Source organism: Streptomyces lycii (assembly GCF_009735685.1).
GTDB classification, from domain to species: Bacteria; Actinomycetota; Actinomycetes; order Streptomycetales; family Streptomycetaceae; genus Streptomyces; species Streptomyces lycii.
Genome location: NZ_WHPN01000412.1, coordinates 1 through 16,072, shown reverse-complemented (window position 1 = coordinate 16,072; position 16,072 = coordinate 1). Strand labels below are relative to the sequence as shown.

The window sequence follows — 16,072 nt, the reverse complement described above, 5'->3', positions numbered from 1 at the left end:
GGGCGCGGGCCGTCAGCCCGCGGCGGGCCCGCAGGGCCCCTGCCGCGCGCCGCAGGTGGCGATCGAACACCACCGCCGCCGGCCGCCGCTGTCCAGGAAGAGCCAGCCGCACTCCTCGCTCGGGCAGGCGCGCACCGTGAACCGGCGCGGATCGGCGAGCAGTTCGCCCGCGGCGCGCGCGGCGGCCAGCAGCGGCAGCCGCAGCCCCACCGCCGGCGGCAGCCGCCACCGCCCGAGGCCGTCCTCGTCCCGGGTGAAGACCGCCGGCCGTGCCGCGTCCTCCACCACCGCGGCCACGGCCTTGAACGCCCGCGCGTCGCCCGGACCGGTCAGACACGCGTACAGCCGGGTACGGAACTCCCGGGCCTCCCGCAGCACGTCCTCGGCCTCGCCGGGGTGCTGCCGCGCCCGCTTCAGCAGCCCCGTCACCACCCAGTCCTCGGCCAGGTCCAGATGCCCGGCCCACACCGCGAGCGTGCGGTAGCTCCGCAGCCACTCGCCGCCCGGCTGCTCCGGGCCGCCCCAGCCCGCGTAGGTGTTGCACAGCTCCAGCGCCGGATGGCCGCCGGTGTTCCACGGCAGCCACTCCCCGTCGACCCGGACCGCGTGGACCGGCGCGGGCGGGCGGTCCAGCCGCGGGTCACCGCGCAGGATCCGGTCGTGCAGGGACCGCAGCCCCGCGCCCGGCTCGATGCCCAGACCGGAGACGAGCGCCTCCCGCGTCGAGCGGTACAGCGCCAGGGCCTCGGCCTGCCGCCCGCCCCGGTGCAGCGCGGTCATCAGCGCGGCGACCAGCCGCTCCCGCTCCGGATGCTCGCGGGCGGGCCGGGCCAGGTCCGTCACCACCCGGTCGTGCGCACCGGTGGCGAGCCGCGCCTCGGCCCGCTGTTCCAGGGCGGCCAGCCGGAGTTCGGCCAGCCGGCCGCCGAGCCGGTCGCGCAGTTCGTCACCGGCGACGTCGGCGAGCAGCGGGCCGCGCCACAGCGCGAGGGCCCGGTCGTGGAGGCGGATCCGCTCGGCCGGATCACCGGTGTCCTCCGCCCGCCGGGCCAGTTGCTCGAACTCCAGCGCGTCGACGGCGTACGGGCCCGGCTCGACGGCGTATCCGTCGTGCCGGGTCGCGATCCGCACCCCGTACGGCTTGAGGGCGGCGCGGAGCCGGCCGATGTAGGTCTGCACGGTGCCGCGGGCCGAGGCGGGCGCGGCCCCGTTCCACAGCAGGTCGACCAGGCGCGGGACCGGCACGGCGCGTTCCGCCGAGAGCAGCAGGACCGCCAGCAGACAGCGCTCCTGGCGGCGGCTGCCCGCCAGGGCCGGCCGGCCGTCGTGGCGGGCGTCGAACGGGCCCAGCAGCTGGAACTCCATGGCGCCGCCAGGGTAACCGCGCCCCCGGACCCTTTCACCCCCCGTGCGCGGGTGGTGAGAATCTGGTCAGCGCCCCCGGCGAAGCTGGCCGCCGAGCCTCCGCAACCGCGCCCGACCGGGAGAAGACATGAGACGTACGCTCGTCGCCCTGCTGGCCCTGGCCCCCGTCCTGCTCGCGGCGGCGCCCGCCTCCGCCGCCGGCCCCGTCGCCACCGCGTCCGGCGCCGGCTGGGAACCGGCACCGCCGACTCCGCCCTCGGACTACGCGGCCGGTGAGCGCTGCGACTTTCCCGTGCACGGCGAGCCCGTCGTGGACGAGGTGGTGCAGCGGGTGCTGGAGACCCACCCCGACGGTTCGCCGAAGCGCGTCGCCTACAAGGGCGACCTGGTCGTCCGGGTCACCAACACCGACACCGGTGCCGCGTACGACGCGGACGCGAGCGGCACGGCCGTCGTCGACTACCGCACCGACGGCTCGCAGTTCTGGTCCGTGCTCGGCCCCGTGCTCGCCAACTTCCGGGAGAACGGCGGCGACCTGCCGCGCGGCCTGTACATCCTCGACGGCCTGTACACCCTGGACATCGACGCCACGGGTTACAAGGACCTGACGATGCTGCACGGCACGCACGACAACATCTGCGACCGGATCGGCTGAACGGGTCCGGTTCAGGAGCCCGGACCCGGGCCTGTGGTCCTGGTCCGTGTCCGGGCGGGGCGGGCCGGTACTCGTCAGGGCCGGACGGCCGGACCATCCGGACCGGACGCGTCCGGGCCGTCCGGACCGTGCCCCGCCCTGCCCGCCCTGCCCGCCCTGCCCGCCCGGACCGGCCGGCCCGGACGGCCCGGACGGGCGCACGCGGCGGGAGCCGCCCCTCGGGGGAGGTGGTTCCCGCCGCCGCCCGTCAGGCGGGCCCGGAGGGCGCCGCGGCGGCACCGGGCGGTGCCGCGCCCGGGCCCGGCACCGGTACGGCCGGCCCGGTCGGGGCGGTCACCGGCAGCCCGGCCGCCCGCCACGCGCGGAAACCCCCGATCATGTCCGTGGCCCGCCGGAGCCCGATGGTCCGCAGGGACTGCGCGGCCAGCGAGGACGCGTACCCCTCGTCGCAGAACACCACCCAGCGCAGGTCCGTCCCCGTGGCCTCCGGCAGCGCGCCCCCGCTGGCCGGGTCGCAGCGCCATTCGAGGTGGTTGCGCTCGACGACGAGGGCGCCCGGGATGCCGCCCTCGGTGCGGCGCCGGTCCTCCGGGCGGGTGTCGACGAGGATCGCGTCACCGGTCCGGGCCGCGGTGTGCGCCTGCTCGGGCGTGAGCCGGCGGAACCGGGCGCGGACCGCGTCCAGATGGGCGTCGACACCGGTCATGCTCCGGCCTCCTGCTCCGTACGGACCTCGACCAGGCGGCCGTCCGCCGTCTGCTCGTAGTAGGACATGGTGGCGAGCGACGGGGCGTACACATGGATGCTCGTCGCCGGGGTGCCGCCCTCGTTGGTCACCCGGTGGACGTGGCGCGGGCCGAAGCCCCGGACCGCCCCCGTCCCGAGGCGCCACGGCCGGGCCGCGCCGGTGCCGCCCCGCGGCGGGAAGGCACGCTCGGTCAGTTCGCCCCGTACGACGCAGAACGCGCCGGAGGAACCGCCGTGGCCGTGGATCTCGGTGCCCTGCCCGGGAAGCCAGGTCAGCAGCCAGACCTCGTAGGTGCCGGTCCGTTCGAGCCGCGCCCAGTGGCGCTCCGGGCGGGTGAACCGTTCCAGCTGCCGCCAGAGCCCCGGCCGGGCGGCGACGAAACGGGCGTGCGAGGCGAGCGCGCCGGGCGTCGGCGCGCGGCCCTCGGCGGGGGTGAGCGGGGCGTGCGGGGGCAGGGCGGTGACGATGCTGGACACAGGTTCTCCCGGTCGTTGGGTGCACGGCTGCGGCGAGCGGCTGTGGGACGTACGGCTGCGGCGAGCCGCTGTGGGACGTACGGGTGCGCGCGGGCGGCTTCAGACGGCGCCGGCGCCGGCGCGGCGACACAGCGCGCTGGACACCCGGACCAGGTCCACATGCGCACGGGAGAAAAGGTGCTGGGAGATGAGCACGGGCTCACTTTGGCAGCGGAAACACACACAGGTCAAACACGCCGGTGGGCGCGGCCGAATTCTCGTACAACGAGACAACGGGCCTTCTCCATTGACGAGCCGTCCGGGTGCCGGCAGGCTTCCGACTGTGAGAAATGCCGTGAAGCTCGTCTCGCGTCTCCACGTCGACCTGCGACGTCACGCCGGCGCCATCTGTGCCGCCGGCCGCTGAGCCACGCGCCGGCACACCTCTCGCCACCGGCCCCCGGACCTCGTGACGACCGCATCCCCGGTCCACGGCGCCCCGGGCCGCCCCTCCCCGTACCGCGCCGAACGCACCGGTGAAGCCCCCTCCCGCTCTTTCCGGTAAAGGCATCCCGGTTTCTTTCCGCGCGGCTTCCCAGGCCCTTTCTTCATTCGGCCTGCCCTGATGACATTCCGCACCGGGATTGCGCCTGCCGCCTTTCCGGTGCGGGCTCCGGAAGGAGAAAACCGTGCACCAAACCGCCGGCCCGCCGCCGGACAGCGCCCCCCTTTCCCCTGCCTCCGTACGCCGCCATCTCCAGGCGGTGAGCAGCGGTCCGCCCGGAGACGGTGAGCTGACCGCCTATCTGGTCCTCGTCCCGGACCGGCTGCCGCCGGACCAGGTCTTCGCCCCGCACCTCACCGTCCGGCGGGTGCCCGTCCCGGCCCCGGCCGCCGCTGCGCCGGGGACCGGCCGGCCGGAACCCGGCGATGCGGAAGGGACAGGGCCCGGTGAGGCGGCGGAGGGGCTGCGGGTCGACGCCGCCCGGCACACCGCCCGGCTCGACGGCGCGGAGCTGGACCTGACGTATCTCGAGTTCCAGCTGCTGGCGTATCTGGTGGAGCATCCGCACCGGGTCCACTCCCGGGACCGGTTGCTGAGCCGCGTGTGGGGTTACGACCACCCCGGGGACGGCCGCACCGTCGACGTCCACATCGCCCGGCTGCGGCGCAAGCTCGGACCGGCGCACCGCGATCACATCGTCACCGTGCGCCGGGTCGGCTACAAGTTCGTCCCCCTGCCGTGACGGCGTCCGGCGGGGGCGGCGCGAGCGGGCGGGGGCCGGTGGTCGATAATGGGGGGATGCGGATCTCGGCCAAAGCGGACTACGCGGTCCGTGCCGCCCTCGAACTGGCGGCCACTCAGGAGACCGGTCCGGTCAAGGCCGAGGCGATCGCGGACGCGCAGGACATCCCGCACAAGTTCCTCGAGGGCATCCTGAACGACATGCGCCGGGGCGGCCTCGTGGTCAGCAGGCGTGGCGGCTCCGGTGGCTACCGGCTGGCCCGGGCGGCCGACTCCATCTCCGTGGCCGACGTCATCCGGGTGGTGGACGGGCCGCTGGTCTCCGTGCGCGGCGAGCGGCCTCCCGAGCTGGCGTACACCGGGCCGGCGGAGGCGCTGCTGCCGCTCTGGATCGCCCTGCGGGCCAACGTCCGGGAGATCCTCGACGGGGTGACGCTCGCCGATGTGGCGTCGGCGGGGCTGCCGGCCGGGGTGCGGGACCTCGCCGACGACCCGGAGGCCTGGACCAACCCCTGACCGCGCCGCTCTCCCCGGCCCGGCCTCACCTCCCTGTTCCGCCCGGTCTTCCCCCGCCGCCCGGCAACCGGTCTGTGCCGCCTGACCGGTCTGTTCCGGTCCGGTCCGCGCCCGGCCGGCTCCTGCCTCGCGACAGGTCTGTTTCCGTCTGCGCGGCCCGCCCCGCCTGTTCCGCCCGGGCCCTGTGGACCTCCGCTCCGTCCGGCCCTTCCGGGGCTCCGGCCTGCGTCGTCCCGTATGGCGGTCATGTGAAGTCCAGTATGTGAATGCCCTCTTGGGGCCGCGGTGAGCCCGTGGCATTATCCCTACTAATTCAGTGGGATTACTGGGAAAGAAGTGTGGGTGGCGTGCGAACACTGATCCTCCTGGCCCTGGCGGGGCTGGGTGCCCAACTGGTGGACGGCAGTCTGGGCATGGCCTACGGCGTCACCTCCACCACGCTGCTGCTGGCCATCGGCACCAATCCGGCGGCCGCTTCGGCCACCGTCCACCTGGCCGAGATCGGCACGACCCTGGCCTCCGGGGCGGCGCACTGGCGCTTCGGGAACGTCGACTGGCGCGTGGTGATCAGGATCGGCATACCGGGGGCGGTCGGCGCGTTCGCCGGAGCGACCTTCCTGTCGAGCCTCTCCACGGAGGTCGCCGAGCCGGTCATGGCCGTGCTGCTGCTCGGCCTCGGGCTCTACGTCCTCGGGCGGTTCACCTTCCTCGGCCTGCCGGCCGGCAACCTCGGCAAGCCGCTGCGGAAGCGGTTCCTGTCACCGCTCGGTGTGGTGGCCGGGTTCCTCGACGCCACGGGCGGCGGCGGCTGGGGCCCGGTGGGCACCCCGGCGATCCTGGCGAGCGGGCGGCTGGAGCCGCGCAAGGTGATCGGGTCGATCGACACCAGCGAGTTCCTGGTCTCGGTGGCCGCCAGCGCGGGCTTCCTCGTCGGACTCGGCTCGGAGGGCATCGACTTCGGCTGGGTGGCGGCGCTGCTGGCCGGCGGCCTGGTCGCGGCCCCCGTCGCGGCCTGGCTGGTGCGCCATGTGCCGCCGCGGGTCCTGGGGTCGGCGGTCGGCGGCATCATCGTCGTCACCAATGTCCGTACCGTCCTGCGGAGCGACTGGCTCGCGGCGGGGGACGCCGTCCAGTGGGCGGTCTACGCCCTGCTCTACGCCCTGTGGGCCGCGGCCGTCGGGTACTCGGTCAGGGAGCACCGCCGCACCCCGGAGCCGCGGGCTGACCGGGACGCGGCCACCCCGGAGGAGGAGCCGGCCGACGCGGCCGGGGCCGCCGCGTCGGGCTGAGGCACCGCGGCTCACCCGGAGGCATCCTCGGAGGTGGCTGAGGGTGCCGAGGGCGCCGCGGGCACGGAGGGAGCGGACGAGGCAGATGGCGCCGTGGGCGCTGTGGCCGCGGAGGGGGCGGAGGGTGCCGAGGGCACGGAGGGGGCGGAGGGCAGCAGCTCGGCCGCCCGCACCTCGGGGATGTGGACGAGTATGTCGTGCCAGCGGGACAGCGCGATCTCGTCGTCCGGCTCCTCGTAGCCGCCCGGGGTGGTGCTGTAGGCGGCGCCGATGCTCCAGGTGAAGCGGGGGAGGGCCAGCCAGGCCCGGGCGGCGGGCGGGGTGTGCCGGAGGTCCAGCGCGAAGGGGCGGCCGCCCAGCTCGTTCAGCATCTCCTCGTTGCTGCCGGGCCGCGCGCCGAGGGTGAAGACCTGGCGCTTCCCGGTGCCCGGGTCCACCGCGTTGAAGGAGCCGCGGCCGAAGGTGGTGCCGATGCTCACGTAGTCCTTCCCCAGCCGCTCGCGCAGGAAGGAGCCCTGCACGCGGGGGTAGTTCTGCGGCTCGGAGGTGACGTAGGCGAGGTGCAGGTTGTGGGCGGAGACGAGCATCTTGTCGCCCGTCTGCCGGTGCCACCAGTCGACGTTGGCGGCCATCGTCGCGTCGCGGTACTCCATGCTCGCCCGCATCCCGTCCCCCGACGGGTCCTCGAAGTCGAAGGAGTAGATGCGGAAGGTCTGCTCGACGGCCCTCGCGTGCTGCACCGCCCAGTCGTACGCCTCCCCGGCCCGCCGCCCGGAGGTCACGGGCCGCTCCGTCAGCAGCCGTACGGCCTCGGCCGCCCGCGCCGCGTCCGCCCGCCGCTCCGCCAGGGGCCGCCGCACCACCTCTGCCATGAACTCCGCGGCGGAGCCGGTGGGCCGCAGGTCCGCGTAGATCTCCTCGATACGGCCGGCCAGGCCGGGGCGGTGCCGCTCGACGTAGTCCGACACGCGGTCGAACACCTCCGGGCCGGCGTGGCCGAAGTCGTCACCCATGACGCGTACCGGATCGTGCGGGTGGCGGACGTTCCAGGCGCGGATCCACCGGTACATCTCCGCGGACTCGGCGGTGTTCCAGGCCCAGTAGCTGCCCTGGAACTCCTCCCGGAGGATCTGCGCCAGGTCGCCCCGGCCGGTGCGCACGTACGTGTCGAGGCGGAGCCCGGTGCTCCAGCTGGTTTCGAGGGCGAAGGTCCGGAAGCCCTTCTCCGTCACCAGGTGGCGCAGCGTCCGGTCCTTGACCGTGAAGAACTCGTGGGTGCTGTGGGTCGCCTCACCGAAGCCGACGACCTCCGCGTCACCGATCATGCGGCCCAGCGGGCGCAGGTCGGCCGGGTTGCCGCCGGGCTCCGTGGTGCGCAGCGGGCGGGCGGCGTGCCGGAGGCCGTCGAGCACCGCCCGGTCGGAGGAGGCGTGGGGGGAGCCGGACCGGAACGCCCCGGCGGACTGCCCGGCGGCAGGGGGCACCGCCCGGTCCGGGAGCGCCGGGCCCGCGGTGGCGGCGGATGCGGTCAGGCCGGCCAACAGGGCGGCGAGCAGGGGCGCGTGGAGTCGCTTCATGGCGGGGTTTCCCTTTCGGGGGAGGACCGGTGCGGGCGCTGGGTACGACTCCATTGCACGGTCGGGCCCGGCCGTTCTCCTCGGTCGGCCGGGCGAACTTGCCGCTCCTCTCTCCGGAGGAGCGGACGCCGGCCCTCCACCGCCCGTCCGAGCCGGGGCGGCGGCTGCCACCGCGGTTTCGCCGTGATGCGGCGCCGGGCTGCGGGCCCCGGCGGGGGAGACCCGGGTGCCGGGCGTGCGCGGCCGGCGGTCACCTCGGGCGTCCGCGCGGTGCCCGCCGGCTGTTCTCCGCGGATGAGTACGCCCCGGCCAGCAAAAAGGCCCTCCGTGGGGGGAGGGCTCTGCGGCGGTACGGTGTGCGCCCCCGGCAGGAGCCGCAATCAAGGGCTGGTAGCGCCGCATCCGATCTGACCAGCGGAGATGCCCTCGTGGTGGCTATGTCGGCAACTCTGTCCAAGACCCGTGCCGCCTGATACGCCGCTTAAGGCTGATACCTCTGTGGCCATGCGGGGCAGCCCTCCCTCGACGGAGGCGCGGTTGCGTCCTGGGAAGCGGTGTACGGGTTCGACCTGATCCGGGTGAGTGGGCGGCTGGCTACTGGGCTGAAGGGGCTGCTGCAATCCCGAGCCGTGCGGGGGCAGCGGCCGTACGGTTCCCGCGGGCCGGTGTTGTCTGTCGTCCGCCGACGGTCTCCGTCGCTGCTCGACGCCGTCTGGTGCCGACCCCGGCCACCCTGGAGGGGGACTGCCGGGCGGAGCTCGGCCTCGGCGTAGACGGGAGCGTCGGGGTGCCATCCTTGGCCGCCCCGCAGGGCGACGGCCACGCGGGCGCACCCGGTACACGGTGATCGAGGCGAAGTTGCGATCCTCGGCCGCCCCGGAGGGCGACCGCCACCCGGCTCGCACGTCGGGTGGTGGCCTGACCCGTCATCGTTGCGATCCTCGGCCGCCCCGGAGGGCGACCGTCACCTGGGGCACGTTGGGGTCGGTGACCAGTCCCTCCTGGTTGCGATCCTCGGCCGCCCCGGAGGGCGACCGCCACGCGACCGGCAGGTCCGGCACCCGCCCGTCGGTGAGGTTGCGATCCTCGGCCCCCGGAGGAAGAGTTCAGTGGATGAGCCGGGTCAGGGTCACCCCGGTGGGGACTTTGTCTCCGTTGATGCTGATGCGGTCAGCGTACTCATCCCAGGATCGTGCCTCGCTGTGCTCGAGCGGCTCGACGCGGATCAGGTCGAAGAGCTTATGGGCGGGGGCCCGCCCGTAGGCGTCGTCGTGGGAGAAGACGTACAGGCCGCGGAGGGCCATTTCGCCGCGGGAGGATGCCCGGTCGTGGTCGAACATCATCGTCAGGGCCTGCCAGTAGGCGGCGAGGTCCTCCGGGGTCACTTCGGCCTTGGCGCCGAGGGCTCCGGAGTAGAAGCCGTGACCTCGGTAGAGCCCGTAGGGGACGTAGTGCTTGTTTCCCATCTCGGTGACCTTGCCCTTGGCCAGGTCCTCGGGTTTGTTCGGGGCGACACGGGTGATGCCGGCATCCAGCGGGGTGATGGGGTCGATGGACCGGGAGAAGGTGAGCTGCATGGGCCCGCGGGCCCTTCCCGCGTGCTTCTTCTGGTCGCCCACGGACATGACGGCTCCGAACAGGCGCACGTCCCAGAAGTTGCGGATCATCCACTCCTGCGCGGTGCCGGTTTCGCCTTCCTTGGCGCCGCCTTCGGTATAGGCGCGCTGGATCTGCGGATTGAGGGCGACGCCCTCTTCGACGTACATCTCGAAGCCGGGCTTGCCCTGGTGGATGAGAGTGACGGTGTTGCGGATCTTGCGCTTGAGGGCGACGTCGGTGATGAGGCCCTGGCCGGTGATGGGGTCGGTGCGGGGCATGCCACCGGCGTCGGGGTCACCGTTGGGGTTGCCGTCCTTGACGTCGATGAGGAAGACGTAGTCGTGCTTGCGGGTGGGGTCCAGGTGCGCATCGATCATGGTTGTGCTCGGTGTCCTTCCGGGGTTAGGGCGTTGTGGTGAACTGGCGGCGGCGGGGCGTTACCAGAGGGTGTCGTCCGATGAACCGTCGTCGGCGGTGGCTTCGGGGAGGGCGTCCGCTTCCTGTTCTGCGGCGAGTTCCTTGCCGGCTTCCCGCGCTTTGATGGCTTCTGCTGCCGCGCGTGCGGAGTGGGCCCGCTGGTGGTCGTAGCCGAGGATGAAAAGCGCCTGTTGTTCGGTATTCAAGTGGGCCGGGATGGTGTCGAGCAGGTCGAAGGCGTCCCGCAGTCTGCTGTCCATGGCCTTGGCCGCGGGGTCACTGGTGCGGGCGATGGTGCGCAGGTGTGGCCGTGCTCCGATGCGGAGGCGGGTGAGGACGGCTCGTGGAGAGACGACCGCGGTGCCCAGGTATTTGTCGATGATGGTGGTGTTGACCTTGGGCATGGCCTTGCGCTGGATCGCTTCGAGCATGGCCATGATCCGCCCGCATACGTAACCGGGCTCGGTCGACAGGGGGTTCAGCTGGGGCACACAAAGCTCCTTGTGGTGAACGGTCGTACGAATCAGGGCGAGGCGCAGCAGGGCGACTCGGGGCCGGTCAAGGCGGTGGTCGGCGCGGATGCGCTGCAGGAGGACCGGGAGGAGATGGGCCGGTGGCGCGGCGCCGTGGAGCGCGGCTTTGGTGAGGTCGGCCTGCAGGTGCTTGGGGACGGTGGTGTCGACATACTTCTTCTTGCGCTTGTCCCAGCGGGCGCAGGCGAGGGCGAGTCGCCAGACCGACCAATAGGTGTAGGCGTTGTTCCAGCCGTCCCAGGTCTGCTGGTCGGCGAACCAGGTGCCGAGTCTCCACTTCAATTCAGGGACGGGGATGGTGATCCAGTCGGCGACGATGACCCTGTTGGTGTTCACCCGCAGGGTGAGGGCGTGGAAGGCGTCCTCATTGAGGACGGCCAGCGCGTCTCGCCCTCGCCGGGGCTGGCGGACTCCGGCGACGAGCTGGGCCACCTCCGCGGGCTGAGGGTCGCGCAGGGTCCACATGGCTGTGTCGGTGCCGGGATCCCGGGTCCACCAGACGATGGCGGAGTCGCCGGCAAAGGCCCGGTGTTCGGGGTCGGACAGCAGCGTGTTCAGGGCGGTGGCGGACTTCCTGCCGCAGTCGATGCAGATGGGGGTGGCACCGAGCTGCTTAGTGCCGGCCCGGAAGTGAGCGCGCTGGTTGAGGCAGACCAACTGGGTGTTCATTCCGGAGTTGGGGATGCCCTTGATGGGAACCGGGAGCTTGGACAGCAACGGCATGACGCGTCCGCACACGAGGCAGAGTCCGTGGTTCGCCTTGCCCGACTTTCCTCTCTTCGCGCTCTCGACCGTGTGGGCCGCCCACCAGCTCTTGGCTTCCGGTAGGTCGTGGACCCACTCACCGTCCATGCTGATGGCAACAAGATGGTCCTTGTCCATCTCCAGTGGCCATGCGGTCGGCTTGTGGTTGTTCAGCCATGCGGCCATTGCCTGCGCCTGCGGAAGGTGCGGGTGGTCATTGCACCAGGAAGTGACCAGGCCACGGTAGGTGGCGTGCCGGGTCCTCGCCTTGGTGATGTCAATAGAGTCGGTCGAGAGGATCTTCTCTCCGTCCGGTCCTCTGCCCAGGCCAGGGTGTGCGAGTGCGAATTGCGCGGTGTCGACAAACAGGATCGGTGCCGGCTTTTTCCCGGAGCGTCCCGTGTACGGGACGGTAATCTTGCGCCGTTCCTGACGGAGATCGATGACCAGCGGTTCGCCGTCTCCCGTGCCGGAGAGATCGACCTGCCACATGACCCGGCGTGCGAGGTAGTACTCGGGGGTGTCGCCCTGGCGACTGTCGGCCTGTTGAACGAGGCTCTGCAGCAGCACCTCAGCCCACCTCCTCCGCGGAGGCGCGCCCCTCGGCCCCGGGCATGCCACCGGCCTCGGCGGGGGTAAGCGGGCGGTCCGGCACGTGGAGAACGCCGTGCTCGAGTCTGGCCCGGAACCAGTGGTAGCGCTCCTTGCCCTTTGAGAGGTACTCGATGTGGTGGAGCATCAGCCCGAGCTCGTCGATGGGCGGAATGCCCGCCTGGTCGGCGGCCGTGACCGCGCCAGCCTCCTCTGCCGATCCACGAGGCCCGAAGAAGGCCGCGAACTCGCGGCAGCCGAAATGGGGCTGCTCGTAGCAGGCACCACGTGTGAGTCGGCGGTCGAACTGGTCGCGGTACTTCGGTAGGGGTGCGGTGCACCGGTCGGCGGTGCCAATGGTCGCGTGGATGCGGTACGCGACGTTGCTCAAGGCAACGGTGACCCGTTGGCCGCGGTCGTCGGCGACATCGTAACGGCAGCCGTTGTTGGCCCGCAGGCTTTCGTAGACGTTCTTGGTGATGACCGAGTCGTTGACCTCATTGCGCCGGAAGCGGGTCCACCTCACCGGCTTGAGCTGCTCGATCCGCTCGACCCGGTAGATCATCTCCGGCTTCCAGAAGATGGCCTCCAGTAGGCCTCTAGCTGCCGAGGGAGTCATGGTCGGATAGGAAACACGTTCAACCTTGAGCTCCGGGCGGGTGAAGCAGGCCAGCGGACCCCATGCCTCCACCTGGACGTGAAGTGGCCGGTCAGCCCTCTCCTCGCGCCGCTTTCGGGGGTGTGACGCAACCATGCACTTTCCCTTCCGTGCCTGCTGGCACAGCCCGTTGTCAGTACCTGCGGCTAGCTTCCTCACGTCGCGCGATTCCGGAGTCTGCACGGCATGATTTAAGGGATATACGTCGATCTCATCGGATCTCAGCGTATAACTGATAGGAAGTCAAATATGGTTGCACAGAAAGAAGTTGACGCGCTAGGCGATCCGAGTCCGGCTCCTGAGGGCAAGCTCGTAGCTCACTCGCCGGGCCACGATGGGACCTGGCACTGGTACGAAGACCACGCCCGCGGTACGGGCGAGCTGGCCCGTCGGTTCGCCGAGCCGTGGGGCGGCGGTGAACTTGCCTACCGGCTGGGACGCGACCACGACACGGGCAAAGGGGCCTGTGCGTGGCAGGAGGGGCTGATCGAGGAAGCTGCCACCGGCCGCAAGACCCAACGGCCGCCACACAACGACGCCGGTGCCTTCCTGTTCGCCCGGGCGGCCGAACCTGTCCCCGCTCTGCTGCCCTGCGCCGGTGTGATCCAAGGACACCACACCGGACTGTCCGCGTGGCCGGAGGTCCGGCTCCGGCTGAAGGCCCTGATGGCCGACTCCAGCGAGGTCGACGAAGCCATCCATCGAGTCGCAGCGGTCATGCCGGAGATTCTGGACGGCTCGTGTCCGGCCGCGCCGGACTGGCTTGACCCCGGTGACAAGATCGCTGTGGAGATGCTGGTCCGCATGACCTTCTCGGCTGTGGTCGACGCCGACCGTCTCGACACCGCCGCCCACTTCAGGTCCGGTACGCACATCCGGCCACACGTCGGGATGTCGGAGCTGTGGGAGCGGTACGAGAGTCGCCGGCAGGAAGCCCTCGCCGAGCGCCAGAGCTCCAAGGGCGCCTCGTGGCTGGACAAGCTCCGAGAGAACGTCTACCAGGAGGCACTCGAAGCCGCTGTCGGCAAGCCGGGCGTGTACCGATTGCACCTTCCGACCGGGGCCGGAAAGACGTTCACCGGCGGAGGGTTCGCCCTCCGCCACGCCTCCCTGCACGGACTGCGGCGCGTCATCGTCGCGGTCCCGTTCGTCTCGATCACCGAGCAGAACGCGGCGGAGTACCGAAGACTGCTGGACCCGGAGCAAGGACCGCCGACGGTGCTGGAACACCACTCAGCCGTGAACGTCGAAGCGCCGCAGCAGCGTACGCTGCAGTCCGCCGGGACCTCGAAGAACGTGCGTCCCGGCCAGACACCTGGCCGCCCCAACCGGTGGGCGAAACTGGCCACCGAGAACTGGGACGCCCCCTTCATCGTCACTACCACCGTCCGCCTGATTGAAACGATCTTCGGAAACACCCCCTGGGCCACGCGCCGACTCCACCGGCTCGCCAACTCCGTGATCGTTCTCGACGAGGTCCAAGCCCTTCCCGACAGGCTCCTGACCCCGATCCTCTCGGGCCTGCGGGAACTCGTGGATCATTACGGAGTCACCCTCGTACTGTCATCGGCGACCCAGCCGGAACTCGCTGCACTGAACCCTTGGCGCTCAGGTCTCCTTCAACGCGACGTGGTCTCCGACCCCGCGCCCCTCTTCGAACAGCTGCGTCGGGTCAGGTACGAGTGGCGGACCGGCCCGGACGTGACCCTCGCCAGCATTGCCACCGAGGCGGCGGAGCACGATCAGGCCCTCGTCGTGGTCAACGGGACCAAGGACGCCAGTCAGGTCCATCGCAAATGGCTCAGCACGAACCGCGGCAAAGACCCAGGCGCCTTACACCTGTCGACCCGCATGACCGGCGGCCACCGCCGAGAAACTATTCAGGCGACGAAGCAACGCCTGGAGGAGGGCTTGGACACCCTCCTCGTATCAACCTCGCTCATCGAAGCGGGCGTCAATCTCGACTTCCCGCGCGGATACCGTGCTAGATCAACACCGGAGTCCGAACAACAGGCCGCCGGGCGAGTCAACCGCGAGGGCAAGCGCCTCGCGGAGGACAGCGTCATGACCATCTTCGATCCCCGGGACGGCCTCAACCCGGAGGTGGTCTACAACAAGTGCGCCGTCGCAGCAGCGGTCCGCCGCTTCGGCGACGGGCTGGCCGCTCCCGACGATTTGGACGCCCTCCGCTCGTACTACCAGCACCGCTACCGTCTCCAAGCAGGACAACACTCCAAGGACCCAAGCGGAGCCACCGGAGAAGTCATCGAAGCACTGCGGGCAAGGCTGCACTATCCGGAGGTCGCGCACAGAATGCGAATCATCGACAACGAGCACTCCGTGGCCGTGGTCGTCATTCGCCAGCAACTCGACGAAGAAACCCAACGGGTCGCGCAGAAGGCAGTCGAACAGCTCCGCCGTGGCCTGCCGACACCCGTGACCTACCGCACCTTGCAAGAACACATGGCATCCATTCCCGAGCGGGAACTGGAACTGGCGATCAACGCCGGCCACGCCATCGAAGTCGCCGGTGACCTGCATCAGTGGGTCGGCCCCTACCACCCCCAACGAGGCATCGAACCCCCTGCATGACCGATTCAGGCCACCGAGCGACGCCCACGAGTACGCTTGCGGAACTGAAACCAGTCGGCTGCCGATGTGTGGTGATCAGCTTCCAGCTCTGAAATTCGATGGCCTGACCGGTAGCGGTCTGGTGGTGCGGCCGCCCTCCGGGGCCGACCGAGGATCGCAACGACGAGTCGGACCCGTTCCTGCGTGGCGACTTCAACGTGGCGGTCACCCTGCGGGGCGACCGAGAATCGCAACCTCGGTAGGGGGTTTGCGGCGTGGGCCGTCAGCGGGGCGGCGGTCGCCCTCCGGGGCGACGGAGGATCGCAACTCGGAGATCGCCTCCCACGTGTACGCCACGCGGAATGGCGGTCGCCCTGAGGGGCGACCGAGGATCGCAACCTGATGTACGTGGGCATCCGTGACGTGCCGATCCGGGAGTGGCGGTCGCCCTCCGGGGCGACCGAGGATCGCAACGGCGCGTACGTCGGGGAGCAGCTCGCCACCTGCCGGTGGCGTTCGCCCTCCGGGGTGACCGAGAGATCGCGTCCCTGCTTCTCTGGTGAGATCTACAAAGCCGCCCGGCGTGGTGGTCGCTAGGGTCGGATTGGTGCAGTTCCGGGTGGCGGTATATCGAGATAACTCGGAGGTCGGAAATCCAGCCTTTAGTTTCCGCTTCTCGTAGAGCACCCGGTGTCGTGGTCGTGGACCGTTCGCGATCACTGGAGGCGTTCACCGTGACACCGCTCTTGTTCATCGCTTTTCTGCTGCTGCCATCTGTTGTGGTCTCTGGCCCGTTCGCCGGTGTTGGCGTGCGCGAGTATGTCGGACCGGGGCGAGGCCGTCACCGACGTGTCGTGCGCGGGCGGCACGCAGCTCGGGGTGGGCGGCGATGATCCGGAACCCCGCCCGGGAAGCTGCAACGTGGGTCGTATGACGCTGGAGCAGTTGCACTCACAATGCGACGTCGCAGGCTCGCACGGCAATGGAGTCGGCTCTCGATCAGCTCGGTCATGAAGGCGAATTGGTCAGCGATGCGGTGCTGGCTGTCTCGGAGCTTGTCGCGAATGCTGTCGAGCATGCGACGGGGCCGTACGAGATTCGGCTACGC

14 protein-coding genes and 1 pseudogene are annotated in these 16,072 nt (G+C 71.0%); 8 read left to right on the top strand and 7 right to left on the bottom strand.

Annotated elements, in window-relative coordinates:
- Positions 1-12: 12 nt before the first annotated feature.
- Entirely contained in the window at positions 13-1,365 is a 1,353-nt protein-coding gene (locus GCU69_RS29280) for a BTAD domain-containing putative transcriptional regulator (RefSeq protein ID WP_156207695.1), read from the bottom strand.
- A gap of 127 nt (positions 1,366-1,492) precedes the next feature.
- On the opposite strand from GCU69_RS29280, the gene GCU69_RS29275 reads away from it, so the two are divergent.
- Entirely contained in the window at positions 1,493-2,020 is a 528-nt protein-coding gene (locus tag GCU69_RS29275; RefSeq protein ID WP_156207694.1) for a hypothetical protein, read from the top strand.
- 247 nt (positions 2,021-2,267) lie between these two features.
- Here GCU69_RS29275 and GCU69_RS29270 read toward each other — a convergent pair whose 3' ends face one another.
- Together GCU69_RS29270 and GCU69_RS29265 are read right to left on the bottom strand one after the other, a co-directional pair.
- Positions 2,268-2,726, bottom strand: a complete 459-nt coding sequence (locus GCU69_RS29270) for a rhodanese-like domain-containing protein (protein ID WP_098751586.1) — start codon at positions 2,724-2,726, stop codon at positions 2,268-2,270.
- Complete coding sequence (locus GCU69_RS29265; RefSeq protein ID WP_235978775.1) at positions 2,723-3,244, bottom strand: cysteine dioxygenase; 522 nt, start codon at positions 3,242-3,244, stop codon at positions 2,723-2,725. Before GCU69_RS29265 ends, GCU69_RS29270 begins: the two co-directional genes overlap by 4 nt.
- Between GCU69_RS29265 and GCU69_RS34875 the strand changes: the two genes are divergently transcribed.
- From GCU69_RS34875 to GCU69_RS29250, 4 genes are all read left to right on the top strand, one after another.
- A complete protein-coding gene (locus GCU69_RS34875) occupies positions 3,234-3,650 on the top strand; it encodes a putative leader peptide (RefSeq protein WP_408055859.1) in 417 nt (138 codons plus the stop codon). The two genes, GCU69_RS29265 and GCU69_RS34875, sit on opposite strands and share 11 nt — an antisense overlap.
- Positions 3,651-3,912: 262 nt before the next feature.
- The gene (locus tag GCU69_RS29260) at positions 3,913-4,470 is read left to right on the top strand and encodes a winged helix-turn-helix domain-containing protein (RefSeq protein WP_156207693.1); all 558 of its coding nucleotides are present in this window, start codon (positions 3,913-3,915) and stop codon (positions 4,468-4,470) included.
- Positions 4,471-4,526: 56 nt separating this feature from the next.
- Positions 4,527-4,985 carry an RrF2 family transcriptional regulator gene (locus tag GCU69_RS29255; protein WP_156207692.1) on the top strand — a complete coding sequence of 153 codons (459 nt, stop codon included), beginning with the start codon at positions 4,527-4,529 and terminating at the stop codon, positions 4,983-4,985.
- A 347-nt stretch (positions 4,986-5,332) separates the two neighbouring features.
- Entirely contained in the window at positions 5,333-6,274 is a 942-nt protein-coding gene (locus tag GCU69_RS29250) for a sulfite exporter TauE/SafE family protein (RefSeq protein ID WP_156207691.1), read from the top strand.
- 11 nt (positions 6,275-6,285) lie between these two features.
- Here the strand turns inward: GCU69_RS29250 and GCU69_RS29245 are convergent, their stop codons facing one another.
- The 4 genes from GCU69_RS29245 to cas5c form a co-directional block, all read right to left on the bottom strand.
- On the bottom strand, positions 6,286-7,851 hold the full coding sequence (locus tag GCU69_RS29245) for an erythromycin esterase family protein (RefSeq protein ID WP_156207690.1): 1,566 nt from the start codon (positions 7,849-7,851) through the stop codon (positions 6,286-6,288).
- A gap of 1,106 nt (positions 7,852-8,957) precedes the next feature.
- A complete protein-coding gene (gene cas7c, locus GCU69_RS29240; RefSeq protein ID WP_156207689.1) occupies positions 8,958-9,827 on the bottom strand; it encodes a type I-C CRISPR-associated protein Cas7/Csd2 in 870 nt (289 codons plus the stop codon).
- Between the two features lie 60 nt (positions 9,828-9,887).
- The gene (locus tag GCU69_RS29235) at positions 9,888-11,714 is read right to left on the bottom strand and encodes a type I-C CRISPR-associated protein Cas8c/Csd1 (RefSeq protein WP_156207688.1); all 1,827 of its coding nucleotides are present in this window, start codon (positions 11,712-11,714) and stop codon (positions 9,888-9,890) included.
- A gap of 1 nt (position 11,715) precedes the next feature.
- A complete protein-coding gene (gene cas5c / locus GCU69_RS29230; protein WP_218038000.1) occupies positions 11,716-12,576 on the bottom strand; it encodes a type I-C CRISPR-associated protein Cas5c in 861 nt (286 codons plus the stop codon).
- A 66-nt stretch (positions 12,577-12,642) separates the two neighbouring features.
- Here cas5c and GCU69_RS29225 point away from each other — a divergent pair, with 66 nt between their 5' ends.
- From GCU69_RS29225 to GCU69_RS34645, 3 genes and pseudogenes are all read left to right on the top strand, one after another.
- The gene (locus GCU69_RS29225) at positions 12,643-14,985 is read left to right on the top strand and encodes a CRISPR-associated endonuclease Cas3'' (protein WP_156207687.1); all 2,343 of its coding nucleotides are present in this window, start codon (positions 12,643-12,645) and stop codon (positions 14,983-14,985) included.
- Between the two features lie 381 nt (positions 14,986-15,366).
- The gene (locus GCU69_RS29220; RefSeq protein ID WP_156207686.1) at positions 15,367-15,561 is read left to right on the top strand and encodes a hypothetical protein; all 195 of its coding nucleotides are present in this window, start codon (positions 15,367-15,369) and stop codon (positions 15,559-15,561) included.
- Between the two features lie 373 nt (positions 15,562-15,934).
- A pseudogene (locus GCU69_RS34645) lies at positions 15,935-16,072 on the top strand (ATP-binding protein); the annotation flags it as partial.